Below are 26,508 nucleotides of genomic sequence, written 5' to 3'. Positions count from 1 at the left end.
CCCGCGCGAGGGACCTGCCCGGTGGGCCCGCCTCCGCCACCGAGTGCGCAGAACCTTCACAATTCACCACAGGTCTTCTGCACGGCTCCGGTCTACGCTGCCGGACATGGCAACCCCTCAACAACGACGTGTCCTCGTGGTCGAGGACGACGAGACGATCGCGCGGGCCGTACGCCACAGGCTGGCCGCCGAGGGTTTCGACGTGCAGGTCGTCGGGGACGGGCAGGCGGCGCTGGCCGCCTACGCGAGGACGGGGCCCGACGTGGTGGTGCTCGACCGGCTGCTGCCCGGCCTCGACGGGCTGGAGGTGTGCCGGCGCATGCAGGCGGCCAGGCCGGTGCCGGTCCTCATGCTCACCGCGCTGGGCGAGGAGACCGACCTGCTCGTGGGACTCGGGGTCGGGGCCGACGACTACATGGCCAAACCGTTCAGCATGCGCGAGCTGGTCGCCCGGGTGCACGCCCTGCTGCGCAGGGTCGAGCGGGCCTCCCAGCTGGCCGTGGCCGACACGGTCATCCGCCTCGCCGACGTCGAGATCGACACCGCGGAGCGCCGCGTCTACGTGCGGGGCACCGAGGCCCAGCTCACCAGGACCGAGTTCGACCTGCTCTGCCGCCTCGCCGAGCGCCCCGGCCAGGTCTTCGAGCGCGAGCGGCTGCTCGCCGACATCTGGGGCTTCTCCGAGGCCGCGGCCACCCGCACGGTCGACAGCCACGTGCGGGCCCTGCGCCGCAAGCTCGGCCCCGGCGTCGTCCGTACCGTCCACGGCGTCGGTTACGCCCTCGTCAAACCGTGAGCGGGCATTCCGGCGCGGCCGGTGGACGCGCGCCCGGGTACGGCCGCGAGGAGGCGTGCCGGCACGCCCCGGAAACGGCGCTCGCGTCCGGACGAGAACCGATCGCCCTCTCCGTCACTCAGACACTCATGTGCCCTTCAACTCCGACACCGGGACGCGCCGACCATTGAGACCTCTCGACTTCCTGGGCCGGATCAAGATAAAGCTCGGCATGGTGATCCTGCTGGCCGTGGTGGCGGCGTTCGTCGTCAACGAGGTCGGCATCAACGCCGGATACTCGCGCAACGTGCGCGTCGCGGTGGCCGCGGTGTTCGCACTGATCATGGTGCAGCTGCTCGCGCGGGGGATGACCAAACCGCTGCGCGAGATGGCCGCCGCCGCGCAGACCATCGCCAAGGGCCGGTACGGCCTGCGGGTCACCGCGTCCTCCCGTGACGAGGTCGGCGAGCTCGCCCGCGCCTTCAACGCGATGGCCGCCGACCTGGGCGAGGTGGACCGGCAGCGCCGGGAGCTGGTGGCCAACGTCAGCCACGAGCTCCGTACGCCGATCACCGCGCTCCGGGCGGTGCTGGAAAACGTGGTCGACGGGGTCTCCGACCCCGATCCCGTCACCCTCGGCACCGCGCTCGCCCAGACCGAGCGGCTGGGCCGGCTGGTCGCGCAGCTGCTCGACCTGTCCCGCCTGGAGTCCGGGGCCCGGCTGATCGAGCGTGAGGACGTCGAGCTGCGCCAGCTGTGCGAGCAGGCCCTGCGGGAGGCCGTCATGGCCAGGGAGGGGGTGGTGGCGCGCTGCGAGGTCCCGGAGGGGCTGAGCGTGCGCGCCGATCCCGACCTGCTCGCGCAGGTCCTCGCCAACCTGCTGGACAACGCGGTGCGGCACAGCCCCGCCGGAGGGCTGGTGGTGCTGACGGCCACGGCCAGGGGAGAGGGCGTCCGGCTGCGGGTGAGCGACCAGGGGCCGGGGATCGCGGCCGAGGACCGGGCGCGGGCGTTCGAGCGCTTCTCGCGCCTGGACGCGGGCCGGGCCGCCGACGACGGCGGCGCCGGGCTGGGCCTGGCCATCACCAAGGAGATCGTCGAGCTCCACGGCGGCTCCATTCACGTCGACGACGGTGTCGGCTGCCACGTCGTGGCCGACCTTCCGGAAAGGATCGAGATGAACCCCCCGTCTCTCCCCGCCAAGGGCTCCCTCCCCGCGGAGGCGGACGCCGTCGCCCCGGGCGAGGCCCCTCCCGGCGAAGCCCCCACGGGGCCGGCGGCTCCCGCGCCCTTCGTCCCGCCCGCGGCCGGTACGCCGTCCGGACGTCGCGAGGCCACCGGGGTCTCCGGGGGTTCCGGATCCGGCGAACCGGTGGAAGCCGGTCGGGTGTCCGGATCCGTTCAGGGCTCCGGATCCGTTCAGGGCTCCGGATCCGTCGAATCGGATGAACCGCTGGAAACCGGCCGGGAGTACGGGGTCCGCGAGACGGCCGGAGCCGGGCAGGCGTCCCGGTCGCGAGAGGTCGCGGCGACCGCTTCCGCGTCCGGATCGGTGACCGGTCCGGTGACCGCTTCCGTGACCGCTTCCGTGGCCGACACGGCGGCCGGTCCGGTGACCGGTCCGGTGGCCGACTCGGTGACCGGTTCGGGGTCCGGCCCCGGCGAACCGGCCGGAGCCGTTCAGGCCGCCGGACCCGTTCGGGTGCCCGAGCCTCGGGAGACCGGCGAGGCGCCCGGTGTCTCCGGCCCGGTCACGGCCACGGGCGAATCCGGGCACGGCGTGACGTCCGGGCCGGTGCCCGCCGCTCCGGACCCCGGAGCGACCCCTGGAACGGCCCCCGGAGCCGCCGTCCCCGACATCGCCGCCACCCCCTCTCCTTCCGTACGGCCTTCCCCGCAGCCGTACCCCCCGCGGCCCGTTCTCGCCCAGCGGGGGAGCGCGCGTCAGAAGCCGGTCGTGATGCGGAACTGGGCGGGAGCGTTCATCGGGGTGTTCGTCGGCGGCGTCGGCGGGCTGGTGTGCGCCGTGATCGTGGGCATCGGCCTCGCGAACATCGACCCCCTGCTGGCCGCGTTCGCCGGGGCCGCCATCTTCACCATCGGTGCTTTCATCGGTACGGTCATCGGCGCCACCACGCCCACCGACGACATCCTGGCCCCCGCCGAGCAGCCCCCGCCCCGGCCTCCGGCGCGGGGACCCGTCGCGCAGCGCGTCACCGTGGCGGGTCCGGAAGCTCCGCGGCGGGAAGGCGGGGCACCGCCGGTAGGCGTCCGGGAAGGGGCGACGGGCTCATCGGCGGTCTCCCGGCCGGGCGGGGGGCGGGGCCCGGGGGATCCCGGCGGATACGAGGCACCGCCGATCTTCCCCCGGCCCGAGCTGCCGGACACGCCCCGCTGGGTGCTGCCGGTCTCGGCCGCCGTCGGGGCGCTCGCCGCGGTCGCGGTGCCGTACAGCAGGGCGGGACTGGGGCTCGTGCTGGTGGCCGCGGCGATGGGGGTGGCGGCGATCCCCGCGGCGCGCAGGAGGATCAACCCCTGGTCGGCCGGGATGGGGGCGATCGCCTACGGGCTGGTCGCGACGGTGATGTTCAGGGACGCGGACTGGCTGGTCGGGATCCTTCTGCTGGCCGGGTTCCTGACGGCCGCGCTCGCTCTGTCGGGGGCCGGGCGCGGCTGGCTCGGGGTGATCAGGGGCGCCGCGTCGGTGGTCCTGGGCCTGCTGCCGGTGCCGTGGTTCCTCGGCGCGAGGTTGAAGGGCCTCGCGTCCCGCCGCCGCGTGATGCCGCTGCTGCTGGGGGGCGGGCTCACCGTCGTGCTGCTGGTGGTGTTCGGGGCGCTGTTCGCCTCGGCGGACGCGGTCTTCGCCGAGGCCGTCGAGCGGGTGTTCAGCGCGCAGGAGTGGGCGGAGTCGATGCCGCTGCGGATCCTCCTCTTCGTCGTCTTCGCGGTCGTGGTCGCCTCCGCCGTACTGGTGGGGCTGCGGCCCGTGGCCGAGCCGAAGGCCCCCGACCTGAAGGTCACGGTCGGGCGCGGCCTCTGGGTGACCCCGCTGACGGCGCTCAACCTGCTGTTCGCCACGTTCGTGGGGATGCAGCTGACCGTGCTGTTCGGCGGTACCCGGTGGGTGCTGTCCGCGACCGGGCTGACCTACGCCGAGTACGCGCGCTCCGGGTTCTTCCAGCTCGTCGTCGTCAGCGTGTTCGTGCTGGCCATCGTGGCGGTCGCCTCGGGGACGCTGGAGCTCAGGGGGGCCGACCGCTGGCTGATGGCCGGGCTGCTCGGCGTGCTCTGCGTGCTGACCCTGGTGATCCTGTTCTCCGCGCTGCACCGCCTGGACCTGTACGCCGACGCCTACGGCCTGTCCCGGCTGCGGGCCTCGGTGTCGGCGACGGTGCTGTGGCTGGGCGGGATCTTCGCGCTGGTCCTCGTCGCGGGCGCGGCCCGGCTCACCGGACGCGGGCACGCGCGCTGGCTGCCCAGGACCGTCGTCATCATGACGAGCGCCTCCCTGCTGGCGTTCGCGGTCTGGAACCCCGACCTGCGGGTCGCGGAGACCCAGATCGCCGTACGGGGTGTGGATCGGGTCGACCTCGAATACCTCGGCGACCTCGGCGCGGAGGCCGTGCCCGCCCTGGACAGGCTGCCGGAGCCGGCCCGCAGCTGCGTCCTGCGAGACGTGATCGCGGCCAACGAGCTCGCCGGGCCCGACCCGTGGAACGGCTGGAACCTGGCCCGTCGTGAGGCGAGGGAACTGCTGGAACGGCGTCCGGTCGACAGGGGCGCCTCATGCCCGCGGACGCTCTCCCGCCTGGAGATCCCCGACCAGGACTGAGCGGTCTGCGAGGACCGATCTGACGGTGCTTCCTCGCCCGGCCACGCGACGCGGCGTCTGACCAGGTGTCCAGCCCTGGTGAGGCGCCGTGGGGCGTCACCGGGACGGGGGGCTGAGCGTCACCCTGAGCCGGTGTCCGCGGTTCGGCTCGGTGAACCGCTCTCCGGCCTCGGCCTTCTCCTTTCGCGGAGGAATCCCCCGCCACCAGCGGGCTCCAAGCCGTCGACAAGACGCCCCCGGGAGGCTGGGCGGCGAACGTCGTCCCATTCACGGGGGCGACGTGAACGGCCGCCACCACGGGCCCGGTCTCCGCCTGGATCCCGGCCTGTCACCGGGAAACGAGGAACACATGAACAACATCCTGTCCAGGGCCGGCACTCTGGCCGCCGGGCTGGCGCTCGTCGCCGCCCTCGCGTCTCCGGCCCGGGCCGCCGAGCCCTCCGTTCCCGGCGCCGGCACGGCCGCCGCCGGACCCCTCCTCGAGATCGTGTTCGGCTCGCTTCAGGCCTTCGACTTGGAGGAGAGCGGCGAGGACGAGATCCGGGTGCGGATCATAGGTCAGAACGGCACCCAGTACATCGGCTGGCCCACCGACGGCGACGAGGCCGACACCAAGGCCGGAACCTGCTGGGTATGGGAGTACTCGGTATGCACCGCCGGCTCCACGGAGCGCGCCGCCGGATCGTACAAGACCCAGACCACCGTCGCCGGAGGCTCGTTCACGATCGAGGTGTGGGAGGACGACCTCATCGGTGACGACCTGCTGCTGCGCATCCCGATGACCGCCACGGGCGGCTACCAGGAGATCGACGCGTACTCCCCCGCCGGCAAGGGATTCTCCTACCGGTTCATGGGACACCTGCGGTCCACGTGACGTCGCCGAGGCTTTCGGTCCGGCCCCGCGCGACCACGTGCTCGGTTTCGTGTCCGCCGGCCTCGTCCGGCAGGCCGAGGCCGTCCAGGAGGTGACCCCTTCCGGCCGGGGACGGCCGCGCGCGACGCCGGGCCTTCGTCCTCGGTGAGGAGAGCGCGGCCCCCGCGCGAGGGCGGGGGCCGCGCCGGTCCGGGTGAGGGTCAGGGCACCCAGTGGTTGCCGGTCACGGTGATCATGACCTGGAGCTGGATGCTGGTGGAGTAGTAGTCGCTCGCCGTGAACGGGGTGTTGAGCATCTTGTTCCACAGGGCGTCCAGCCAGGCCTGGCTGCCGGAGTCGGTCATCGCCGCCACCGCGAACGGGGCGAAGTAGGCCGGTTCGCTGCCGCTGGAGATCTGGGTGCCGTTGAGGGAGTAGCCGACCGCGATGTTGTTCGGGTTGCCGCCGGCCTTGCCCTTGATCCAGGTGTTGAGCTTGCGCGCGGCGGCGAGCGACCTGGCGTCGCCGCTGGTCACCGCGTCGTTGCCGATCCGCCACGGGTCGCGGCAGGCGTTCCACCAGAATTTGCCGTCGTTGGCGTCCTCCAGCACCTGGTTCGGTGCGGGCTTCGGGGTGGTGTTGGTGTCGACGACGAAGTCGGCGAGCAGGCCCGTGTTCGGGGCGTAGGCGGACTGCTGGGAGGCGATCAGGTTCTGGTGGTTGGTGCGGACGGTGTCCCAGGTCGTGTCGCCGGTGGCCTTACGGAACGCCCTGAAGTGGTCGATCATCCAGTCGGAGGAGCGGCTGATCCAGTAGTACTGGTCGCCCGCGCTGCTCCAGTCGCCGAGCTTCATGAGTTTGGTGGTCGCGTTGACCTCACCGGCCTTGATGGCGTTGATGTGGTTGATCGCGAGCTGCCGGTAGTTGTAGGTGCCCGAGCTGCCCCACTGCCGGTCGGCGAGCAGCAGCCCGTAGGCCACGTCCAGGTCGCCGTCGGTGGCGGAGTCGCCGCCGTTGACGCTCTGGCAGGAGGTGTTCTGCTCGGCGGCGAGCAGGCCGGGGGTGATCGACGACGGGTGGGCCAGGACGTACTTCACCAGGCCGTCGAAGATCTTCTTCGCGTCGGGGTCGGCCCCGGCCATCGTGGCGGTGATGACCATGCCGTAGCCCTGCGCCTCGGCCACGTACGGGTGGTCGGCGTCGGGGGAGATGATCTGGTACCAGCCGTTGCCGCAGTTCTGCTTGACGAACGCGGCCTTCCAGCGCTGGTAGTAGTCGACCACCTTCTGGTCGAGCGTGGCCTGGGCGCCGGTCGGGCGCAGCATCCCGGCCGCGTAGGGGATCTTGTGGGAGCCGAACGGCACGCCGGGGCCGCCGGGGGGCGGGGTGATCGTCGGAGTGGGCGTCGGGGTCGTGCCCCCCGTGCTGCCGTAGACCTCCATCTCGTACAGCGAGTAGCCGTAGGAGGTGCCCCGCGCGGTCCCGTACATCCGCACGTAGCGGCCGGTGCCCGACAGGGCCAGGTCGTCGACGCCGCCGTCGCCGGTGGTGGTCGAGTAGGCGGGGGTCCAGGTGGAGCCGTCGGGCGAGACCTCGACGCGGTACGACTTCCCGTACGCCGCCTCCCAGGTCAGCTTGACCCGGGAGATCGTGGCGGAGGCGCCGAGGTCGACGCGGATCCACTCGGGGTCGTGGCCCTCGGCGGAGGCCCAGCGGGTGGCGGTGTCGCCGTCGAAGGCGGCGGCGGGGAGCAGCGTGGCGTCCTCGTCGGAGGACGAGGTGGCCGGGCGGCCCTGGGAGAGCAGGGAGTCCGCGGCGAAGCCGGGCGGCGCCGCCAGCACGAACACCGATGCGATCAGTGCCGACGCCAGTGCCAGGACGAGGGCGGTCGAGGGGCGTGGGGGGCGCTGGAGGCGTTGGAGGCGCGGTCTCGCATGCACAGGGGGTGCCCTCTCTGCGATCATCTAGTTAGGAAAGGTTCCTAACTAGGGAAAGATGGCACCATCCCTGACACGTTACGGTCAAGGGGGTGGGGGGCCCAAATTCCCCCACTCCGTGATCGAGGGGAAATCCAGGACATGGGCAGGGAGAACGAAGGCGAGCGCTGGAGGTGGCGAACACCTTCCGGGTGATTGAATCCCGGCATGTCGTTCGATGTATTGATCAGGGATGGCTGGGTGCTCGACGGCACCGGAGCCCCCGCCTGCCGCGCCGACATCGGTGTCGACGGTGACCGGATCACCGCCGTGGGCCGGCTCGACGGCGCGGACGCCACGACCGTCGTCGAGGCCGCCGGGCGCCACGTCATGCCCGGCCTCGTCGACTGCCACGCCCACGGCGACGCCCTCGTCCTCGACAAGGAGGTGCAGCTCGCCGCGCTCCGGCAGGGCGTGACCACGTTCGTCCTCGGCCAGGACGGGCTCTCCTTCGCCCCCTCCACCACCCCGGAGACCTTCGCCTACGCCACCCGCTACTTCGCGGCCGTCAACGGTGTCCACCCCTCGGCCGACGGGCCGATCGGCGTCGGGGAACTGCTCGCGGGCTACGACCGGGCGACCGCCCTGAACACCGCGTACCTGCTGCCGCACGGCACGATCCGCCACGACGTGATGGGCGCCGCCGAGCGGGCCGCCACCGCCGGCGAGCTGGCCGCGATGCTGGCCCGCGTCGAGCGCGGCCTGTCGGAGGGGGCCTGCGGTCTCTCCACCGGCCTCGAGTACGCCCCGGGCCGCTACGCCGACGCCGCCGAGATCGCCGCGCTCTGCGCGCCGCTGGACCACCTGCCCTACGTGACGCACATGCGCGGGTACGGCGCCGCGGCCCCCGCGGGGATGGCCGAGGTGACGGACATCGCCCGGCGCTCGGGCGCCGCCGTGCACGTCTCGCACTACCACGGCCCGGCCGCCACGCTCCTGCCGCTGGTCGACGAGGCCCGGCTCATGGGGATCGACATCACCTTCGACACCTACCCCTACCTGCGGGGCAGCACGATCCTCGCGATGGTCGCGCTGCCTTCCTGGGTCCCGGCCGCCGACACCGACCGCGCGCTGGAGGTCCTGGAGTCCGAGCCGATCGAGTGGGACGAGACGCTCTGGCCGAGGATCACCTTCTCCCACGTGCCCGGCGCCGAGTGGGCCGAGGGGATGACGCTGCCCGACGCCGCCGCCGAGGCGGGGCTGGAGCCGGGAGAGTTCTGCCGCAGGATCCTGATCGACACCCGGCTGGAGGCCGGATGCGTGTCGGCCCGCCCCGACGAGGGCCCCGAGGGCGAGGCGTCGGTCCGCGCGATCCTGCGCCACCCGGCCCACACCGGCGGCTCCGACGGCATCTACGTGGGCGGCCACCCCCACCCCCGGGGCTACGGGGCGTTCGCCAGGATGCTCGGCCACCACGTCCGCGAGACCGGCGACTGGACCCTGGAGCAGGCCGTCGTCCACCTCGCCTCGCACCCGGCCCGCCGCTTCGGCCTCGAAGGGCGGGGCCTCGTCCGCTCCGGGCAGGTCGCCGACCTCGTCGTCCTCGACGCCACCGCGGTCGCCGACCTGGCCACGTACGCCGTCCCGCGCACCCCGGCCACCGGGATCGGCGACGTCCTGGTCTCCGGGGTCCCGGTCCTCGCCGGAGGAGAGCTCACCGGCGCCACCCCCGGCAGGGCGCTGCGCCCCTGAGCCCTCAGGAAGCCACGAGGGCACGGCCCTGGAGAGGGCGCCGTGAGGATCGTGAGGATAGGGTCCTCAGGGCGGCCGGCGGGGACGCGATCTCCCACGCCCGGATCCGGCGGCCGGCGAGCCGGCGGACCCGCCGAGGCGACCAGAGGGGGGACGGGACGTGAAGGGGATCGTGGATCCCGGGGCGGCGCTGGGGGCCTCGCTGTTCGGCGGGGCGTTCACCTTCCCCGTGATGGTGGCCCACCGCGCCGCGCTGGAGCACAACATCGCGACCCTCGCGGCCTTCACCCGGGAGTACGGGCTCACCTTCGCCCCGCACGCCAAGACCACCATGTCGCCCGAACTGGTCGGGGCGCAGCTCGACGCGGGCGCGTGGGGGCTCACGGTCGCCACCCCCAGCCAGGCGCTCACCCTGCGCGAGTTCGGTGTCTCCCGGATCGTCCTCGCCAACCAGGTCTTCGACCCGGCCGGGCTGTCCGCCCTCGCCGCCCAGCTGGCCGAGGATCCCGCGTTCGAGTTCCTCTGCTTCGTCGACTCGGTGGCCGGGGTCGAGGCGCTCTCCCGGCACGCCGGGGCCAGGCCGTTCCGCGTGCTGGCCGAGCTCGGCCACGAGGGCGGGCGGGGCGGCTGCCGTACCCTCGCCCAGCTGCTGGAGGTCGCCTCGGCGGCGCAGGCGGCCGAGGGGGTGGAGCCGGCGGGCGTCGCCGGGTACGAGGGGTCGCTGGGCTCGGCGGAGGAGGTGCGGGCCTACCTGCACCGGCTGCTGGAGGCACTGGAGCACCTGCGGGTGCGCGACCCGATCCTGTCGGTGGGCGGCAGCCAGTGGTTCGACGTGATCGGCCGCGAGCTCGCCGCCTGCCAGGCCAGGGTGATGCTGCGCAGCGGCGCCTACGTCTCCCACGACGACGGCTACTACCGCGAGCGCACCCCGTACACCCGGATCGACGGGGAGCTGCGCGCGGCGCTGGAGATCTGGGCGCACGTGCTGAGCGTCCCCGAGCCCGGTCTGGCCGTGGTCGGGTTCGGCAAGCGCGACGCCCCCTTCGACGAAGGGCCGCCGATCCCGCGCGGAGCCGTCGCGGACGCGACGGTGCTCAAGGTCCAGGACCAGCACACCGTCCTGAGGCTGGCGCCGGGCTCGCCGGTGAAACCGGGGGACCTGGTGTCGTTCGGCATCTCCCACCCGTGCACCGCCTTCGACAAGTGGCGGACCATGCCGGTGGTCGACGAGGAGTACGTCGTCGTCGATCTGATAAACACCTTTTTCTAATGTCGTGTTTCCGTTGTGAGGAATGCTGAGATGAGCGACAAGCAGGAGCTGAGGACCGACGAGGGCGCGGCGCCCGTCGGGGCGTACTCGCAGGGCCTCGTGGTCGGCGACTTCGTCTACACCTCGGGCATGGGGCCGCTCAGCCCCGAGACCGGCGAGGTCGTCGGGACCGACGTGGCCGAGCAGACCCACCAGGTGATGCGCAACCTCGGCGCGATCCTCGCGGCGCACGGGCTCGGCTTCGACGACGTGGTGAAGTCGACCGTGCACCTGGAGCACCTCAAGCGTGACTTCGCCGCCTACAACGAGGTGTACAAGTCGTATTTCACCCGCCCGTACCCGGTCCGCACGACCGTCGGCTCCGACCTGATGGACATCCTCGTCGAGATCGACTTCGTGGCCTACAAGCCGCGTTAGAGTCTGACCGACTTCGTGGGAGGGCGGTGGCTTGGACAGCTCGCTATACGTCTACGTCGAGGACGTGCGCGGGGAGGGCCTCGACGCGGTCCTCGACCGGATCACCGGATACGGCGTGACGGGCGTGACCGTGGCCGCGGCCTACCACCGTGCCCGTGACGTCACCCCGCACGGCCGTTCCCGGGTGACGCTCCGCAGGGACGGCGCGCACTTCACGCCGCCCGCCGACCTGTTCGGCGGGCTGCGGCTGGTCCCGCCCGTCCAGGACGGGGCCGGGGACGAGCCGCTGGCCGCTCTGCGCCGGGCCACCGCCGAGCGCGGGCTCGCGCTGCACGGCTGGACCGTCTTCCTGCAGAACACCACGCTCGGTCTGGCCGACCCGGACGTGACCGTGCGCAACTGCTTCGGCGACCGCGGATCGCCCGCCGACCTGTGCCCCTCCCACCCCGACGTGCGCCTGTACGCGGTCGCGCTGGGGCGGGCGGTGGCCAGGCAGGGCGTCGACAGCGTGGTGGCCGAGGCGCTGCACTTCGGCACCTTCGGCCACGGCTACCACCACGAGCGCAGCTTCGTCCCGCTCGGGCCGATGGACGCGTTCCTGCTCGGCCTGTGCTTCTGCGGCTTCTGCATGCGCCGCGCCGCCGACCTGGGCGTCAACGCGGAGGTGGCGCGCGAGGAGTGCTCCAGGATCGTGGGCGCCGTGTTCGACGGCGACCCTCCCGCCCAGGGCGAGGTGACCCGCGCCGCGCTGACCGCGTACGCGGGGCCCGAGGTGGTCGCCTACGCGCGGGCCCGTTCCGAGGTGGTGACCTCGCTGGTCTCCGAGGTCTCCACCGCCGTCACCGCCGAGGGCTCGCGCCTCGTCTTCCTCGACGCCACCGGCGCCGTCAAGGGCTACACCGACGGCCTGCCCTCACCCGGGCTCGCCGCGCACGACTCCTGGCAGCTCGGCGTCGACCTGGTCGCCCTCGGCGACCTGGTGCCCTCGCTCGGCGTGCTCGCCTACGCCCGCGACGCGGCCAGGGTGGCCGACGACGTGGTCGCCTACCGCCGCTCGACGGGCAAGGACAAGGAGCTGCGGGTCGTCCTGCGGCCGGGCCTGCCGGACACCGACTCGGCCGACCGCCTCGCCGCCAAGGTCCGCGCCGTGCGGGCCTCGGGAGCCGACGCGGTCGACTTCTACGCGTACGGGCTCATGCCCTACCCGATCCTGGACCGCATCCCGGGCGCGCTCTCCGCCTGACGCCGTCCCGGCGTTCAGACGGAGCGGCCGGAGAGCGCGGTCGCGACGCCGAGACCCAGGTAGACGACCCCGCTCAACTGGCCGATCAGCGGTGCCCTGGTCCTCAGCCGCCCGCCGACGGCGCCCGCCGCCATGGCGTAGATCATGTCGGAGAGCAGGCCCAGGAACAGCAGGGTTCCCCCCAGGACGGCGATCTGCAGCGGCACCGCGCCCGCCTCGGGCTCCACGAACTGGGGCAGGAACGCGAGGAAAAAGAGGATCACCTTGGGGTTGAGCACGTTGACGACCACCCCCTCGAGGAAGATCGCCCGAAGCGGCTGCGGCGCGGCCTCCCGGCTCGCGAACTCCTGCCTGCTCGTCAGCGCCCGGACGCCCAGGTAGACCAGGTAGGCCACGCCCGCCCACTTGATCACGTTGAACAGGGTCGCCGACCGCGCGATCACGTACGAGAGACCGGCCGCCGCCGCGGCGATGTGCACCAGCGTGCCCACCTCGACGCCGAACGCGCTCGCCACACCGGCGGCCCGGCCCTGGGAGACGGCGCGGGTGATGATGTAGATGTGGTTCGGGCCCGGTACCAGGACCAGGGCCAGCGAGGCGAGCGAGAAGATCAGTAATGTGGACGGCGAGATCATGCCCCGACCCTAAGGTCGTCCCGGTCCTCGCCGTCAGGGCCAATGCCCGGACCCTTTGGTGTACCAATCGGTCCATGTTCGTCCCCTGCCGGGGTCCAATGGGCCCCGCAGCCGGAATGTCGATTCCGTCGGTACCGCGTGCGATACTCGCCGACGTGGGGTGGCAAAGCACGCGGGGTGTTCTGATCGGGCGGTCGGTCGAGCTCGATCGCCTCACCGCCGTGCTCGACACCGCGGCCACGGGGCAGGCGGGGGTGGCCCTCGTGGGAGGTGACGCGGGCATCGGCAAGACCCGTCTGATCACCGAGCTGGCCGAGCGTGCCGAGGCCGCCGGATTCGCCGTGCTCATCGGCCAGTGCGCCGAACTCGGCGACGCCCTCCCCTACCTCCCGCTCGCCGACGCCCTGCGTTCGGCGCGCGGGGAGCTGCGCGCGGCGATCGACGCGCGGCCGGTCCTCGGCAGGCTGTTGCCCGGCGGCACCGACTCCGGCAGGGATAGCACGTCGGGCCTGACGCAGCAGCAGCTCTTCGGCTCGGTGCTCGGCTTCCTGTCCACGCGGCCCGTGCTGCTCGTCCTCGAGGACCTGCACTGGGCCGACCAGTCCACCCGCGACCTGCTGGTCTTCCTCAGCCGGATGCTGCAGACCGAGCGCGTCTGCCTCGTCGGCACCTACCGCACCGACGACCTCCACCGCCGTCACCCGCTGCGCCGGGTCCTCGCCGAGCTCAAGCGCCTCCCCTCGGTGACGCCGGTGGAGCTGGAGCCTCTCGACCGCCACGAGATGACCGACTACCTGGCCGCGCTCGGCGGCACCGACGCCGGGGTGATGCGGAAGGTCGTCGACCGGGCCGAGGGCAATCCCTTCTACGCCCAGGAGTTGCTGGAGGCCGCCTCCAAGGGCTCCTCGATGCCCGACGGCCTGGCCGGCCTGCTGCTCTCCCGGGCGGAGCTGCTCTCCGACCCCGCGCAGCGAGTGCTCGGCGGCGCGGCCGTAGCGGGCCGCCGAGCCGACCACGACCTGCTCCAGCAGGCCTCCGGCCTCGACGACCTGGCCTTCGAGGAGGGCATGCGGGAGATCGTCTCGCGCGGCCTGCTCCGCCCCGACGGGGAGTACGGCTACGCCTTCCGGCACGCGCTTCTCCAGGAGGTCGTCTACAACGACCTGCTGCCCGGCGAGCGGACCAGGATGCACGCCGAGTTCGCCCGCCTGCTGACCGCCCGAGGGGGGTCGGCGGCCGAGCTCGCCCACCACTACCTGGCCGGTCACGACCTGCCGGGGGCGCTGGCCGCGTCCGTGGAGGCCGGGCGGAGGGCCGAGCGGCTGGGGGCTCCCGCCGAGGCGCACCGCCACTTCGACCGGGCGCTCGGGCTCTGGGACCGGGTTCCCGACGCCGAGCGGCTGGCCGGGATCGACCACGTCGCCCTCGCCGCGCGCAGCGCCGCCGCGGCGGCCGACAGCGGCGACAACCACCGGGCGATCTCCCAGCTCCGGCGCCTCCCGCCCTCCGCCGAGATCAACGAGCGGCTGTCGTACTACCTCATCGACACCGAGGACGTCGAGGGCTCGATCGCCGCCGCGTACGCGGCCGTCGAGGCGGCGCCGGAGGGGCCGGTGCTCGCCCGTGCGCTCGCGACCTACGCCCGCTCGCTCTACTGGACCGAGCGGCACGACGAGGTCGAGGCCCTGGCCCGCCGCGCCCTGGAGACGGCTCGCGCGAGCGGCGCCGCCGACGCGGAGACCAGCGCGCTGATCACCCTCGCGGCCCTCGCCGCGCTCGCCGACGACATCTCCCGGGCCAAGGAACTGCTCGCCTGCGCGAGCGCCGAGAGCTCGGGCAACCTCGCCATCGACCTGCGGGCCATGTTCACCTACGCCCGGGTCCAGTACGAGAGCGGCGACCTCGCCGAGGCGGCGACCACCACCGACCGGGGGCTGCGGCTCGCACGCGAGAGCGGCCTCAACTGGAGCACCTACGGCACCGACCTGCGCTTTCTTCGCCTTCTGATCCACTACGTCGCGGGGGAGTGGGACCTGGCGGAGAAGGTCGCCTCCGGGTTCGCCGTCCGCGTCGGCACCCCGCCGGAGGCGCTCCTGTCGTCCTTCGCGCTCTTCGTCGAGGTGGCCAGGGGCCTTCCCGTCGTCGAGGACCGCCTGTCGTGGCTGGAGTCCTTCTGGCCCGATGAGGTGACGGTCACCACCATGAGCCGTGGCCTGGCCGCCGAGCACGCCCTGTGGCGCGGCGACCCGGAGGCGGCGCTCGAACACGCCCGCGCGGGGCTCGACGTCGTCCTTCCCAACGACCCCGCCGTGATCCGGCTCAGCAGCACCGCCCTGTGGGCGCTGACGGACCTGGGACGCACGGAGGAGGCCGACGCCTTCCTGGAGCGGGCCAGGGTGCCCGCCGCCGTCGGCCCCGGCTCCGTGCGGCGCGGCCCGCTCGGCCCCGAGGGACTGGCCTGGCTGGCCAGGGCCGAGGCCGAATGGCACCGCGCGCACGGCCGTCCCGCCGTCGCGGCGTGGCGCGCGGTGGTCGAGGCCTTCGACTTCGGATTCGTCTACGAGGTCGCGCGCTCACGGTGGCGGCTGGCGGAGGCGCTGCTCGTCGAGGGCGACCGTGCCGCCGCCCTGAAGGAATGGAAGCTCGCCGTCGAGGCCGCCGAGTCACTGGGCGCCCGGCCGCTCGGCGCGGCTCTGGCGGAGCTGGGCCGCAGGGCGCGCTTCACCTCCGCGCCGCCGACCGTGCTCACCTCCCGTGAGCGGGAGGTGCTCGCCCTGGTGGCCGAGGGCCTGCCCAACCGCGAGATCGGCGAGCGGTTGTTCATCGCGCAGAAGACGGTGAGCGTGCACGTCTCCAACATCCTGGGCAAGCTGGGCGTCTCCTCCCGCACCCAGGCGGCCGCCGTGGCCCACCGGGACGGCCTGCTCTGACCCGCGTGGATCGCGTGGACCCCGTGGATCACGTGGCCTTGTGAGGGCCGGTCGGCGTGGCCTCGTGAAGGCCGGCCGGCATGGCTTCGTAAGGGCCGGCCGATGACGCGGCCCGCGACGACATGCCCCGTAAGGTCAGGCCTTGCCCTGGCCGCTGCGCGCGGTCAGGGCCAGCTCGCGGACGACCTGGATCAGCTCCGCCGGGTCGAAGGGTTTCGTGAGGTAGGCGTCGACCCCGATTCCCAAGCCGCGCCGCTTGTCGTCCTCCTGCGCCCGCGCGGTGATCAGGACCACCTTGATATGGCTGGTCCCCTCGTCGTTGCGCAGCCTGGTGGCGGTCATCCAGCCGTCCAGTCTGGGCATCATGACGTCCAGCGTGATGACGTCGGGCATCACGTCCAGCACCCGGTCCAGGCAATCCTGCCCGTCGGAGGCCGTATCCACCTGGAACCCCTCCAGGGTCAGGTTGACCGCGATGAGCTGCCGGATGACGTCGTCGTCATCCACTACCAAGACCCTGCCCAGAACCTCTCCCACGGCGTGAGGCTAACTCCTCTCCCTCGCCACCGCGCGGGTTTCCGAGGATGTGTACGCACAGCTATCCACAGGCGACAGGTGTTTCCCGCTTTTTCCCCGAGAACTCTGGGTGCGGCGGACACGTCGCGGGAGAGGTGGGAAGGCGGTCGGAGAGGGCCGGAGGGGCGAAAAGGCGAGGGAGGCGGGAGGTCCCGGACACCGGCCGTGGCGGGCGGTGCCCGGTGATCATCGGCCTTCCTCCCCGGTGAGCCGCGCCAGCAGGGCGAACCCGTGGCGGTCCACCGAGACCGAGGTCGCGGACATGACGATCACACCGGTGCCCGCCGCACGGTCGATTCCGAGCCACGTACGGAACCCGCCGGTGCCACCGTTGTGCCAGGTGATGGGACGCTTCTTCACTTCGACGGTGATCCACGCGGCGCCGATGCGCACCGCCGGCCCGGAGAGGTTCGCCACGGGGTCGAGAGCCGCGACACCGGGGGCCGTGCCGTCGAGCAGGGCGGACGTCAGGCGCGCCATGTCCTCGATCGACGCCCGGATGCCACCCGCCGGTCCAAGCGCCTCACCTGTCCACGGCTGCCGTACCCGTCCCGACCTGCTCCTGCCGATGACCGCGCCGGGCAGCAGCTCGTCCGGGCTTGAAGGCGTGTAGAACACGCCGAGCCCCAAAGGCTCGGCGACCCGCTCGTGGACGAGATCGCGGTAGTTCGTCCCGGCCGCGTGCGCGATCGCGTGGCCGAGCAATTCGAACCCGAAGTTGGAGTATCGGGCCCGTGGCCTTCCGATTTTCACTCCCTGGGCCTGGGCGAGGAGCTGTTCGAGGTTCTCACCGTAGGGATTCGTCCCGTGCCGCCACAGCGCGAGGGTCCGTCGCCACGGTTCCGCCGCCCTGGGCAGCCCCGGCAGCCCCGAACGGTGCGTGCTGACCGATGCCAGTGTCACCCCCGCCGCCGGTGTCCCGTCGAGCCGTAGGAACTCGCCGAGGGTCGACGTCGTACGGATCTCTCCGCGCGCGAGCGCGTCGGCGTAGAGCAGGCCCGTCACCCCCTTCGAGATCGAGCCGATCTCGAAATCCGCGCTCAGGGGCGCGCCCGCACTCGCCGCCGTCGTTCCCTTGGGCGAGACCGTCGCGACCGCGATCACAGGGTGCCGGTCACCCACGAGCTCACGGAGCCGCGCCGCGAGTTTTTCGTCACCGTACGAGTCTGCCGGCCGCCTGTCGTCCATGCGTCAACCATAGTTGACGCGCATCTCGGCGGCAATCATGACCTGAACAACAGGTTGTTCCATGGGACGAGCCTGTGCGGGTGCGGGACGGTCCCCCGCTGGACGTGGGTACTCGCGGTTGTCCACAGGGAGGTGTCGTTCCACGGGGTTATTCACAGAACCCTGTTCGGCTCATTGGTGATCACCTCCTCCCGCCGATCCTGAGGCCTCGATCCTTCATCGAGCCCAAGGAGGGCGTGCGTGATCACGGCACTCGTCACCGTCACCATCCTCTCGGCGGCCCTCGCGGGAAGCTCCCCGTTCCCCGTGCCCCGCCTCTCCCCGGAAGCCTGCGACGCCTGGGACCGCCTCCTCTCCCTCTCCCCGGCAGCCCCGCCGGACGGCACTCCCCACTGGCTGCCGGAAGAGATCCACGCCGCGCTCGCCGCCGCCTGCGAGCCACGGTCCCCGTTCTCTCCGGACGCGGGCGGCGGCCGATCGATGTCCTCGCAAGGCTCCTTCTCGGCCCCGGCCCCCGTCTTGGCCCCGGCTCCGGTCGGTGAACGGCCGCCGGGGCTTCCGGGAGCGGGTGCCGGGTGGGCGTTCGACTCTTCCGGTCCGGAACCGGGAGGGCCGGTGGAGCCCTCGGACACCCCGGGTGTGTGGGCCGGCGCGTCCTCTTCAGCGGAACCGAGAGATCTCCCGGCCTCCTCCGGGCCGGTGTCCTCACAGGCGGGCGCCAAGCGGCCGCAGCGTCCCTCTGAGGGGCGGAAAGCGCGCTCCAGCCGAGGGGCGGCGTCCTCTCCGGGGAAGCCCCTCCCCGGTGGGCGGTCGGCACCCTCACGAGGGAGGGCGGTGCCCTCGCGCGAAGGCGCCCTGGTCCTGCGGGGCCGGATCGCGGCCGCCGCGGCACTCCGCCAGGTCGGCAGGCCATACGTATGGGGCGGCGGCTCGAGCGCGGGCCCGACCGGTGGGGGCTTCGACTGTTCGGGGCTCGCCCTGCACGCCTGGGCCAAGGCGGGGGCCAGGCTCACCCACTACACCGGCACCCAGTTCAGGCAGGGCAGCCGGGTGCCCTTCTCCCGGCTGCGTCCGGGAGATCTCGTCTTCTTCGGCGGAGGCAGCGGAGACCCCACCCACGTGGGCGTCTACGTCAAAGACGGTGTCATGGTCCATGCCCCCAAGACCGGCGACATCGTCAGGACGGCCGACTTCGCCGCCTCGCCCTACTATCTCTCCCGCTACCGAGGCGCCGTCCGTCCTACCCCGCGCTGATTCGCCCTGTCCTTGCCGGCCCGCCCTGTCCTCGCTGCCCCCACCCCTCGTGACCCGCCTTGCCCGTGCTGACAGCCTCACCTGGCGCCGTCTCGACCCCGTCCGGCGGCGCCCCGTCCCGCGTGGCGCGGCCTCGCGCCCTCCCGCCAACGCCCGGCTGTCCCGATGACCTCTCACCCTCGGCTCTCTCCCCGTCCCCGGGCACGCTCCGGAGATCACTCGCTTCCCTAACCGAGTGTCGGTTTCCCTCAGGATGCTGGTAATGTAATCACGCGTTGGCCCCCTTAGCTCAGGGGATAGAGCACCGGCCTCCGGAGCCGGGAGCGCAAGTTCGAATCTTGCAGGGGGCACACAAGCCAGGCCAGCCCGAATATGAGCTGACCTGCAGGTAGAACGCCGAAACGGGCGGGACTCCAGTCTCACGGAGTCCCGCCCGTTCTCATTGGCGCTCACTGGTTGTGGACCAGCTGTGGACCAGATCTCACGGGGTCAGCACGGCGTCTATGCGGCGGTTGTTCTGATCTTGGCGGCCATCCAGACACTTGGCGTAGCGCTTGAGGAGGACTTCCACACTGTTGCCCGCGCGGGCGGCTACCTCGGTGGCGTCCACCCCCGCGTTGAGCCAGGTGGACAGGGCCGCATGCCGTAGCCCTACGGCCTCGGCAGGTCGGACACCCGCGAAGTAGAGCGTGGCATAGAAGGCCACCAGCCGGCGCCCTCGGGCACGGTGCCAACTCCCGACATAGGACACAGCGGCGAGCAGTTCCCGCGCCTGCTCGGGGTTGACGACGGCGCGCCTGTCTACGGCATCATCCTTGGCGATCTTCTTTTGCTTGATCCGCTTGAGTGGATTCTCCTTGAGTTCGTCGAGGTCAATGCCGTACTCCAGCGCCGTGTTCAACCCCCGGCGACGGCGGGCCGTGGTGTCGGCGGCGGCAGCTCGCTGGTCCAGGGTGAGGTCGAGAGCCTCACTCACGCGGCGCGCAACGATGGGGCTGGCCATGTCAGCGAGGGGGAGCGTGGACTTCTGGAGAATCCGCACGGTCGATACCAGCTCAACGGGCGTCGCCTTGCTCTCCTCGCGGGGAATCAGCGCCCATTGCATGGCGGCGCGGATCTCTTTACGAGGCAGGTCGAGCGCCTCGCCGTCGAGCATCGCGAGCGTGGCCACGGTCAAGCTGTCCACGATGCTCTCGCGAGTCTTCGCCGCGGCGCCGGGCCAGCGCATGGCGGTGTACTTGGCGGCGAAGTCGTACCAGCTCATAGGCGGCTCTTCGACTTCCGGCGCCAGCATGAAGGCGGGCAGGCCGGTCTCGGTGTCAAACAGTTCCCCCTTCTTCGCGGCGTTGAGCAGGTCGGCACGGAAGCTATCGGCCAGTGCCTTGGTCAAGAACGCCTTGGACTTCGGCTCTGTACCGACCTTCCATCGAAGCTGGCAGGGCTTGGCGCGCCCCTTCCGGTTGCGGATGCTCCACACCACCACGTCATGGGTCAACATGAATGCCCTTCCTTACGCCGCGGTGCTCTCGAAAGTGCTGAGCCAGGTGTCCAGGTCGGCACGCCGGATCTTGCGCTTGCCGTTCGGGAGCTTGAGGGACTTCGGGCCACGGCCGGTGTGCAACCAGCGGTAGAAGGTGGATCTGGGCACGTCGATCTCGTCAAGAACCTCTGCGATGGTGAGCATGCTCTTGGCTCGCGTCGCCATGGTCGTGGTTGCCTTTCGGGCGTTGTGATCGGTGAGGTGTGAAGTCTTCGGTGGCTGTGTTGGACGGCTTGCCGTTGGGGCGGGCACGGTTTGGGGGGTAGCCGTCCCAGCCTCATTTGTGCTGGTCAGGCTGGGACGGCTTTTTTGCTGGGACGGCTAAGCCGTCCCACGAACAGAAGCCGTCCCGCGCTGACCTGCGATGACGAGGCTGGGACGGCTGGGACGGCCGCCCCCCTCAAACAGCGGGATCTCGCTGCCCCGCGGGGCGTCGGGAGGGCTCGGCAAGGGGCAGTAGCGCGCCCAGGCGTCGAGGAAATCGGTGCGCTGGTACCCCTTGGCCTGGGTGCCGTCCAGGAAGCGGATGTTGGCCGAACGAATCTCGTACTCACGCAAGATCACGCCCAGCTTCATCGCGCTCAGACCAGCGGGGCCGTAGTCAGCCCACGGCGTCGGCTAGCTCTGTACACCAAAGGACGTCTTCGCCCGGCAAATCCCCGTCGAGCAGGTGGCTGCGGGGGACGTCATCGCGTTCGGGATGGCCGGCGCCTACGCCTGGAACATCTCGCACCACGACTTCCTGATGCACCCGAAACCTGGATTCCACTACCTGAACGCGTGAACGCGGATGGGGCGAGGCGCAAGTCTCGCCCTTTTCGCGCACTCTATGCGGCTCGCGTACAGGCGTCGATCCATTTGTCCAGCCACTCACGACGGATGCGGACCGGTCCGTGGTCGCCAAGCTGCGCCGACCTGGGCCCTAAACCGCTGGCACGCCATCTTTCCCCGGTTCGTCGGGAGATGCGAAGCTCTGTGCAAACCTCATCTACCGTCAGCCACTTCTAGCTGAACTGACCATCACCCGCCCACGTGGACGACTACGTCGCTCACGCTCGACTTCCTTGGGCCTCATTAAAACTTGACACAAACATCCAGAAGCCCACGACCAAAGATCGCTAGCCGCTGGCCGACTCACCCGCTGCCAGACGCGAGCCCACAGCAGCGAGAAGCTCATCGGAGACGTCGATCTTGTCGCGTTCGGCAATGGCGACGATAAGGGCGATGGGATCAACTTCAGTTGAGTGCGCGTACTGAATCACCTTCGTCAAGTTTGACGAATGAAACTGCGCGAATCCGCTGACAGCGTCATAGCGCCCAGGGAGCATCGTGACGATGGGATCCAACAGGTCCGCTGCCGCATTGACCAGCATGCTCAGATCTGGCAGCGGGTCCGCCCCGAGCCGGCACATTATCGCGACGACCTGTTCCGCGATGGCGTTGCCACTCGCCCGGCCCACGCCGCGCAAAGTTACGTCGATGAATGAGGCACCGACTTGCCATGCGGCCAGGCAGTTGGCATTCGCGAGGCCAAGGTTGTTGTGCGCGTGGAAGCCGATCCGGCAGTCGAGTCGTGATCGGAGGGCCGCCACATATGCCATAACATCGTGTGGCAGCATGCCGCCGGCTGAATCCACCAGATAGATGGCGTCAGCGCCGGATGCTCGGCATTGGGCCGCCCTTTCGGCCAGTTCCTCCGCCGACAGCACATAAGACTTCATCAGATTCACGAAGGTGAGCAGCCCGAGATCCTTCGCACAACTGATCGCCGACGTCGCGACATCGGTTTCCGTGACGTTGACACCGATCCGGATGAAGCCCATCCCATAATCCGCGGCCAACCTCACATCGGCGGCCGAAGAGAAGCTGGGCTGGAAAAACATCCCCCACGATGCGCGTTTCGCCACTGAGGCGGCCGCCCGCATGTAACTCTCGTCAGACACACCCTCAGGGCTATCGGATGGTCTTCCCGACCCCATGCCCAATCCATGGCCAACCTCAATGAACGATATTCCGGCTGCCTGGAGCGCACTAAATATACGACAGGTCTGTTCTTGCGTGAATCCGCCCTTGACCTGGTAGTTACCGTCACGAAGCGTGCAGTCCAGGAGGGTCGTGCCCGCTGGTACGGACCCGTGCCCAAGGACCGTCATGATTTTTCCCCTCCGCACCATGAGACGCCCGATGTGTCGCTCCGTTCGCAATCACCCAGCCAGGCGAATGCTCAACAGGCTTATATACCCCGGCTAGTTGACGACCAAGCGACACTCAGACGATACCAGTGCGCATCGTGAATTGACAGAACTCGTCAATCTCCAAGAGGAGGTCACGTGCGATGCTCGTGTTGTCGAACTCTGGCCGCCTTAGCATGCCATGCAGACGCTGCAGCGACGTCCGGATTGCTTCCGCACGCCGAGCCGGCGGAAGATCGAATACGGGTTGGAGCGCATCTCGCGCCCCTTCTATCTCGCGCAGACCAACGCGGGCAATTGCCAGATCAACTTGACAGGCGGCCTCCGGAATATAGGAGCGCTCGGCCGCCGGCGCTGAACTGTAGACCTGAAGTGCTTCAAGAGCGCTCTGTTCGGCCTGCTCCGCATGGCCCGACATCCATGTCAGGGCGTTCGCGGTGTGATACAACTGCCGCGCGAGGGGATAAGCGACATGCCCGCCGATTTCATCGATATCGTCGATCGCGGCGCGATCGCGGGCTTCAGTAGCCCGATTGAGAGCGGCCTGCGCGGCGACGGAATTTCCCAGCGCCGCCCACGCTCGTGCTTCCAGCGCGTGGACGCGCGCGCCGCCCGAACCCGCGACACGTGATGCCAGATCGGCCGACACCCGCGCATGACGTATCGCTTCCTGTGGCGACCCCCCCCAATATGCCGTGCTCATCTGCTGGAACAGAGCCCATGCTCGAAGCGAGTCATGGCTCGCGTTCTCCGCGCAGAGGAAGGCGGTCCGTCCATGGATGCGCGACGCGTGGAACTTGCCTAGGTCCTCGTTCGCTTCGGCGAGCAGTCCGGAAACTATTCCGGCGTAGAGGTAGAGGTCTCGCTTCTGTTGCGGATTAGCGTTGCTCTCGATCAGTGAGAAGGTGACACCTTGCAACTCTACTAGATCGCCGATAATCGTAATCGTAGATTCGCGCGTGTAGGCATCCGCTATACGGCGAGTTTCGTCGTGTATCTGAGCCAGCACTTCTGCCCCAGCTGTGGATGTGCCCGCGTAGGCGCTGAATCGGATCGCTCTTTGGAGTGCCATGCTTATCCTCCTCTCGATGTCCTGATCAAGTGGTGGTTCGGGCGGGGCAGTATACGGCGCGCAGGTCAAGACCTCAGGGTTGGTCGGCTCACCTTCTCGGTCGGTGGCGTCACGAGGCATCGGTAGCCTGAATCCGAGAGCTGACTCGGACATTCCATACGTCGCACAGTAGAGATCTTGGTAATGCTGACTAGGATAAACCCTTCCGGTCTCGTGCTTCCAGATCATCGCAGACGTGATCCCTGGCTCGGCCAGACCCATCTGCCGAGCGGCATCGTGCATCTGACGGCATGCCTTGGCAAGGGATAGGCCGTATTGCTCCCTCGCCTGACGTAGTCTTTCTGGCTGCCAGCCAATCCGGGGTCGCGAGCGCGGTCCCTGAGTCATGCGCACCTCACTGTCTCAATCGATCTAATCATCGGGCGGGTGGGCTGTCCATGGTCATGTGCGTAGTCATGCTCGTCGTCACGAAGTGATTCATCGCTCGACCCACGCACTCCGATCGAGTCACTTTCTCGCAACATACTGGTCGAATAGATACAAAGCCGAGGTGAATCCAGCCAAGGCGTTGAGTAATGCTTCTGGTGCCGATTTTCCTGCCGCGAGCGAGAGCCAGCCCACACCGACCAGCGTGAGGCAGCTCAGGGCTAAGGCGACGCAGATCTCTTTGCTGGATGCGGATTTCGATGCCGGGCTATTTGAACCGTCAGACGTGGCAGGTCGCGTGGGTTTGGTCATGGCTTGCGTATCCCTTCATGTCGTCACCCCTCTGATCTATGCAGAGTGGGTCGCTGACCATCACTAGGGATTTAAATCGATCCGCCTGCCCAGCTGTATGCGTGCGTCAGTCCTGAAGATGAACTTGTAGGCGCACACTCGCCAATGTCGTCATAACTGCCTTCTTGTCTGTGCCCTCCTGATGACGTCCATAGCTACAAGAATGACGCCCTTATCCCATCCGCGTCTACGACAGGTGGGGGACAGGCTTGATGGGAAAGATGGGGCCAGCGCGGCGACCGTGACGTGCTGATATCGGACGACATGGGTGCGGACCTAACAATGATCGAGGCGACCTCATTCTTGATCGCTTGGAACACCCTCCTCCATCCTGCGTTCAGGTCGTGGATCCGGGTTTGGGCGCATCAGGAAGTCGCGGGTCGGCACATCGTGTTCGCAGAGATCACGGCCAACTGCGCCGGGAATTCGCCTAGTCACACCACATCTGCAACCCGATAGCAGGTGTAAGTGGACACAGTTCAATGAGAACGGACGTGGTTGCGTTCGCACCATGGACGCATAGCTCAAGCCCACGCGGAGTGTATGCCCAGGTCAAAGCCGGGATCTTGTGCGGCCTCCGGAGCCGGGAGCGCAAGTTCGAATCTTGCAGGGGGCACACTCGATCGGCATCGCGAGATGCGCTGGGACCCGCGGAAACGCGGGTCCTTCTGCGTTCCAGGGGTGCCACCCCGTGCCACCGATGATGGCAAGGATGTGCCTTCGCGATATGGCATCCGACAACCCGCCGTTTCTCCGTGCGCTGATGGCCGCCACTCTCATCCCTCCGGTCCCTCCGGTGGCCTTCGACACCTTCCGACGGTTCCAGGAGATGCGGGGTCTCAGGATCGGCCGCAGGTCGCGGGGCAGAACGTGACCTCCGGGTAGCGTGACGACGGCCCCTCCAGGAGGGGCTGCCGCTGTGATTTCAGGTGCCGGTCGAGGAAGGCCGCCACGTAGGTGCGGGTGAGCTCCGCGCCACGGGCCGCTGGCAGCATGCCGGGGAGGGGTTCGAGGCCGAGGACGTCCGCCACCAGCGGGATGTCGGTGAAGGACTGGTGTTCGGCGTCCGACAGCACGAGCCAGCGCTTCCATCCGGTCAGCAGCTTCCAGTCGCGGTCCCAGGAGGTGTCGCGGCCGCCCGGGACATGCTCTCGCGAACCCAGGAACATGAACGGCCGGGAGAGGCCGCTTCTGGGGATACGGGCATAGCCGGTGCCGTCCATGTCGATCCCGGCGCGCACCCGGGGGTCCTTCACCATGGTCGCCAGGGCGGCGGCCCCGCCGATCGACTGGCCCACCATCGCGATCCTTCCGCCGTCGATCAGATAGGAACGCTTCCATTCGGAGGTCAACTGGTCGAGGACGAAGGAGACGTCGGCGGCCCGGCCCTGGACGAGCCCGGCGCCGAAGCCGGGGTCGGTGTTGCTGTCGCAGGCGAGGCATTCGGCGATCCGCCCGTCGGACAGGGTGGTGGCGTAGCTCTCGTGGGTGTGGTCGATGCCGGCCACGACGTACCCGCGGCTGGCGAGGTCCTCGGCCAGGGAGGTGAGGGTGCTCATCGGTTTGGTGAAGCCGGGGGAGAGCACCACCAGCGGGAGCCCGCGCCCGGAGGGGGCGGCGTCCTTGACGGCGTTGGTTCGTGTGTTGCTCAGCGTGTCGTACGGCGCGGTCGAGATCCCGGAGCCCTTCAGCAGGAGTTCCGCTTCCTTGGCCGTCATGTAGGGCGCCCGCTGCCCGTCGCGCCGCTTGGCCGGGTACCACAGGGTGACCTTGAGCTGCCTGGCGTCGGCGTCGGGGTCCCAGGGATCGGGGCGGGAGGTGTCGGTCAGATGCAGGGCGGTGGTGCCGACCGGGTGGGTGCCGGTGGGGGCGGGCAGGGTGGCGGGGCCGGGCGTTCTGACCTGCGGGGCATCGGCTCTGGGCGGCGCGGGGGCGGAGCAGGCGGATGTGGCGAGGACGGTCACTCCCACGGCGAGGATCAGGAGTCTTCTCATGGGGGTCCCTTCACTTGTGCAGCAGGGCCAGGGCCTTGGCCAGGGCGGGGTCGCGTCCGGCGGCGGCGTCGGTGGGGGTCAGGGGTAGGTAGTGGTCGGGCGGCACGCCGATCTTGTCGATCACCTCGCGGTCGGGGCCCAGGTGGTGCCTGGTGGGGAAGCTCAGGAGGGTGTTGTTGGCGAGCAGGTACGGTTGCGCCGGGCCGGAGATGACGCCGGCGGTCCTGGTGCCGGCCAGTTGTCCGAGGCGCAGGTCCTTGACCGCGGAGCTGAAGTGCTCACACGCCGAGGC

General features: G+C 70.1%; 21 protein-coding genes, 2 tRNA genes and 1 pseudogene. 11 read left to right on the top strand and 13 right to left on the bottom strand.

Going from position 1 to position 26,508, the window contains the following annotated elements:
* The first annotated feature begins 106 nt into the window (after positions 1 to 106).
* The 3 genes from ACTOQ3_RS15125 (at position 107) to ACTOQ3_RS15115 (ending at position 5,481) form a co-directional block, all read left to right on the top strand.
* Entirely contained in the window at positions 107 to 796 is a 690-nt protein-coding gene (locus ACTOQ3_RS15125; protein WP_362679567.1) for a response regulator transcription factor, read from the top strand.
* A 166-nt stretch (positions 797 to 962) separates the two neighbouring features.
* Positions 963 to 4,607, top strand: coding sequence for a DUF4153 domain-containing protein (locus tag ACTOQ3_RS15120; protein ID WP_440084010.1), 3,645 nt, complete (start codon positions 963 to 965; stop codon positions 4,605 to 4,607).
* 349 nt (positions 4,608 to 4,956) lie between these two features.
* Positions 4,957 to 5,481 (top strand): hypothetical protein, encoded by a 525-nt coding sequence (locus ACTOQ3_RS15115; RefSeq protein WP_440084009.1) that lies wholly within the window; start codon positions 4,957 to 4,959, stop codon positions 5,479 to 5,481.
* Between the two features lie 200 nt (positions 5,482 to 5,681).
* On the opposite strand, the gene ACTOQ3_RS15110 is transcribed toward ACTOQ3_RS15115, so the two are convergent.
* The gene (locus tag ACTOQ3_RS15110) at positions 5,682 to 7,400 is read right to left on the bottom strand and encodes a glycosyl hydrolase family 8 (protein WP_440084008.1); all 1,719 of its coding nucleotides are present in this window, start codon (positions 7,398 to 7,400) and stop codon (positions 5,682 to 5,684) included.
* 204 nt (positions 7,401 to 7,604) lie between these two features.
* Here ACTOQ3_RS15110 and ACTOQ3_RS15105 point away from each other — a divergent pair, with 204 nt between their 5' ends.
* The 4 genes from ACTOQ3_RS15105 (at position 7,605) to ACTOQ3_RS15090 (ending at position 12,058) form a co-directional block, all read left to right on the top strand.
* Complete coding sequence (locus tag ACTOQ3_RS15105; protein WP_440084007.1) at positions 7,605 to 9,128, top strand: N-acyl-D-amino-acid deacylase family protein; 1,524 nt, start codon at positions 7,605 to 7,607, stop codon at positions 9,126 to 9,128.
* A 160-nt stretch (positions 9,129 to 9,288) separates the two neighbouring features.
* The gene (locus ACTOQ3_RS15100; protein WP_440084006.1) at positions 9,289 to 10,398 is read left to right on the top strand and encodes an alanine racemase; all 1,110 of its coding nucleotides are present in this window, start codon (positions 9,289 to 9,291) and stop codon (positions 10,396 to 10,398) included.
* 30 nt (positions 10,399 to 10,428) lie between these two features.
* Positions 10,429 to 10,815: a Rid family detoxifying hydrolase gene (locus ACTOQ3_RS15095; RefSeq protein ID WP_362679598.1), complete on the top strand. Its 387-nt coding sequence runs from the start codon at positions 10,429 to 10,431 to the stop codon at positions 10,813 to 10,815.
* 31 nt (positions 10,816 to 10,846) lie between these two features.
* Positions 10,847 to 12,058, top strand: a complete 1,212-nt coding sequence (locus ACTOQ3_RS15090; RefSeq protein ID WP_440084005.1) for a hypothetical protein — start codon at positions 10,847 to 10,849, stop codon at positions 12,056 to 12,058.
* A 14-nt stretch (positions 12,059 to 12,072) separates the two neighbouring features.
* On the opposite strand, the gene ACTOQ3_RS15085 is transcribed toward ACTOQ3_RS15090, so the two are convergent.
* Positions 12,073 to 12,693, bottom strand: coding sequence for a LysE family translocator (locus ACTOQ3_RS15085; RefSeq protein WP_440084004.1), 621 nt, complete (start codon positions 12,691 to 12,693; stop codon positions 12,073 to 12,075).
* 155 nt (positions 12,694 to 12,848) lie between these two features.
* Between ACTOQ3_RS15085 and ACTOQ3_RS15080 the strand changes: the two genes are divergently transcribed.
* On the top strand, positions 12,849 to 15,623 hold the full coding sequence (locus ACTOQ3_RS15080) for a helix-turn-helix transcriptional regulator (protein WP_440084003.1): 2,775 nt from the start codon (positions 12,849 to 12,851) through the stop codon (positions 15,621 to 15,623).
* Positions 15,624 to 15,758: 135 nt separating this feature from the next.
* Here the strand turns inward: ACTOQ3_RS15080 and ACTOQ3_RS15075 are convergent, their stop codons facing one another.
* Together ACTOQ3_RS15075 and ACTOQ3_RS15070 are read right to left on the bottom strand one after the other, a co-directional pair.
* Positions 15,759 to 16,148 (bottom strand): response regulator transcription factor, encoded by a 390-nt coding sequence (locus ACTOQ3_RS15075; RefSeq protein WP_440084205.1) that lies wholly within the window; start codon positions 16,146 to 16,148, stop codon positions 15,759 to 15,761.
* Positions 16,149 to 16,385: 237 nt separating this feature from the next.
* Positions 16,386 to 17,387 carry a serine hydrolase domain-containing protein gene (locus ACTOQ3_RS15070; RefSeq protein ID WP_440084002.1) on the bottom strand — a complete coding sequence of 334 codons (1,002 nt, stop codon included), beginning with the start codon at positions 17,385 to 17,387 and terminating at the stop codon, positions 16,386 to 16,388.
* Between the two features lie 834 nt (positions 17,388 to 18,221).
* Between ACTOQ3_RS15070 and ACTOQ3_RS15065 the strand changes: the two genes are divergently transcribed.
* Both ACTOQ3_RS15065 and ACTOQ3_RS15060 read left to right on the top strand, forming a co-directional pair.
* Complete coding sequence (locus ACTOQ3_RS15065) at positions 18,222 to 18,641, top strand: C40 family peptidase (RefSeq protein ID WP_440084001.1); 420 nt, start codon at positions 18,222 to 18,224, stop codon at positions 18,639 to 18,641.
* Positions 18,642 to 18,919: 278 nt separating this feature from the next.
* Positions 18,920 to 18,991 (top strand) — tRNA-Arg (locus ACTOQ3_RS15060).
* A gap of 131 nt (positions 18,992 to 19,122) precedes the next feature.
* Here the strand turns inward: ACTOQ3_RS15060 and ACTOQ3_RS15055 are convergent.
* The 7 genes and pseudogenes from ACTOQ3_RS15055 to ACTOQ3_RS15025 all read right to left on the bottom strand — a co-directional run bounded on the left by ACTOQ3_RS15055 (position 19,123) and on the right by ACTOQ3_RS15025 (position 24,183).
* Positions 19,123 to 20,139 carry a hypothetical protein gene (locus ACTOQ3_RS15055; RefSeq protein ID WP_440084000.1) on the bottom strand — a complete coding sequence of 339 codons (1,017 nt, stop codon included), beginning with the start codon at positions 20,137 to 20,139 and terminating at the stop codon, positions 19,123 to 19,125.
* Between the two features lie 12 nt (positions 20,140 to 20,151).
* Complete coding sequence (locus ACTOQ3_RS15050) at positions 20,152 to 20,346, bottom strand: helix-turn-helix transcriptional regulator (RefSeq protein WP_440083999.1); 195 nt, start codon at positions 20,344 to 20,346, stop codon at positions 20,152 to 20,154.
* A 156-nt stretch (positions 20,347 to 20,502) separates the two neighbouring features.
* Positions 20,503 to 20,784: pseudogene (locus ACTOQ3_RS15045) on the bottom strand (DUF3631 domain-containing protein); the annotation flags it as partial.
* A gap of 224 nt (positions 20,785 to 21,008) precedes the next feature.
* Positions 21,009 to 21,179 carry a helix-turn-helix transcriptional regulator gene (locus tag ACTOQ3_RS15040; protein WP_440084204.1) on the bottom strand — a complete coding sequence of 57 codons (171 nt, stop codon included), beginning with the start codon at positions 21,177 to 21,179 and terminating at the stop codon, positions 21,009 to 21,011.
* Between the two features lie 120 nt (positions 21,180 to 21,299).
* Positions 21,300 to 22,334 (bottom strand): hypothetical protein, encoded by a 1,035-nt coding sequence (locus ACTOQ3_RS15035; RefSeq protein ID WP_440083998.1) that lies wholly within the window; start codon positions 22,332 to 22,334, stop codon positions 21,300 to 21,302.
* A 115-nt stretch (positions 22,335 to 22,449) separates the two neighbouring features.
* On the bottom strand, positions 22,450 to 23,445 hold the full coding sequence (locus ACTOQ3_RS15030) for a hypothetical protein (RefSeq protein WP_440083997.1): 996 nt from the start codon (positions 23,443 to 23,445) through the stop codon (positions 22,450 to 22,452).
* A 507-nt stretch (positions 23,446 to 23,952) separates the two neighbouring features.
* Positions 23,953 to 24,183, bottom strand: coding sequence for a hypothetical protein (locus ACTOQ3_RS15025; RefSeq protein ID WP_440083996.1), 231 nt, complete (start codon positions 24,181 to 24,183; stop codon positions 23,953 to 23,955).
* Positions 24,184 to 24,767: 584 nt separating this feature from the next.
* Between ACTOQ3_RS15025 and ACTOQ3_RS15020 the strand changes: the two genes are divergently transcribed.
* Positions 24,768 to 24,838: transfer RNA gene (locus ACTOQ3_RS15020), tRNA-Ser, on the top strand.
* Between the two features lie 223 nt (positions 24,839 to 25,061).
* On the opposite strand, the gene ACTOQ3_RS15015 is transcribed toward ACTOQ3_RS15020, so the two are convergent.
* The gene (locus tag ACTOQ3_RS15015) at positions 25,062 to 26,216 is read right to left on the bottom strand and encodes an alpha/beta hydrolase family protein (RefSeq protein WP_440083995.1); all 1,155 of its coding nucleotides are present in this window, start codon (positions 26,214 to 26,216) and stop codon (positions 25,062 to 25,064) included.
* Positions 26,217 to 26,226: 10 nt separating this feature from the next.
* On the bottom strand, positions 26,227 to 26,508 hold a 282-nt coding region (locus ACTOQ3_RS15010), incomplete at its 5' end, for a S41 family peptidase (protein WP_440083994.1).

The organism is Streptosporangium sp. LJ11, assembly GCF_051918945.1.
Lineage (GTDB): Bacteria > Actinomycetota > Actinomycetes > Streptosporangiales > Streptosporangiaceae > Streptosporangium.
This window is presented reverse-complemented; position numbering and strand designations above follow the sequence as displayed.

Bases quoted from the DNA above. Each gene is read 5' to 3' on its own strand.
- ACTOQ3_RS15125 (WP_362679567.1), top strand. From the start codon at position 107: ATGGCAACCCCTCAACAACGACGTGTCCTCGTGGTCGAGGACGACGAG.
- ACTOQ3_RS15035 (WP_440083998.1), bottom strand. From the start codon at position 22,334: ATGACGGTCCTTGGGCACGGGTCCGTACCAGCGGGCACGACCCTCCTG.
- ACTOQ3_RS15030 (WP_440083997.1), bottom strand. From the start codon at position 23,445: ATGGCACTCCAAAGAGCGATCCGATTCAGCGCCTACGCGGGCACATCC.
- ACTOQ3_RS15055 (WP_440084000.1), bottom strand. From the start codon at position 20,139: ATGTTGACCCATGACGTGGTGGTGTGGAGCATCCGCAACCGGAAGGGG.
- ACTOQ3_RS15115 (WP_440084009.1), top strand. From the start codon at position 4,957: ATGAACAACATCCTGTCCAGGGCCGGCACTCTGGCCGCCGGGCTGGCG.
- ACTOQ3_RS15105 (WP_440084007.1), top strand. From the start codon at position 7,605: ATGTCGTTCGATGTATTGATCAGGGATGGCTGGGTGCTCGACGGCACC.
- ACTOQ3_RS15085 (WP_440084004.1), bottom strand. From the start codon at position 12,693: ATGATCTCGCCGTCCACATTACTGATCTTCTCGCTCGCCTCGCTGGCC.
- ACTOQ3_RS15095 (WP_362679598.1), top strand. From the start codon at position 10,429: ATGAGCGACAAGCAGGAGCTGAGGACCGACGAGGGCGCGGCGCCCGTC.
- ACTOQ3_RS15025 (WP_440083996.1), bottom strand. From the start codon at position 24,183: ATGACCAAACCCACGCGACCTGCCACGTCTGACGGTTCAAATAGCCCG.
- ACTOQ3_RS15050 (WP_440083999.1), bottom strand. From the start codon at position 20,346: ATGGCGACGCGAGCCAAGAGCATGCTCACCATCGCAGAGGTTCTTGAC.
- ACTOQ3_RS15070 (WP_440084002.1), bottom strand. From the start codon at position 17,387: ATGGACGACAGGCGGCCGGCAGACTCGTACGGTGACGAAAAACTCGCG.
- ACTOQ3_RS15015 (WP_440083995.1), bottom strand. From the start codon at position 26,216: ATGAGAAGACTCCTGATCCTCGCCGTGGGAGTGACCGTCCTCGCCACA.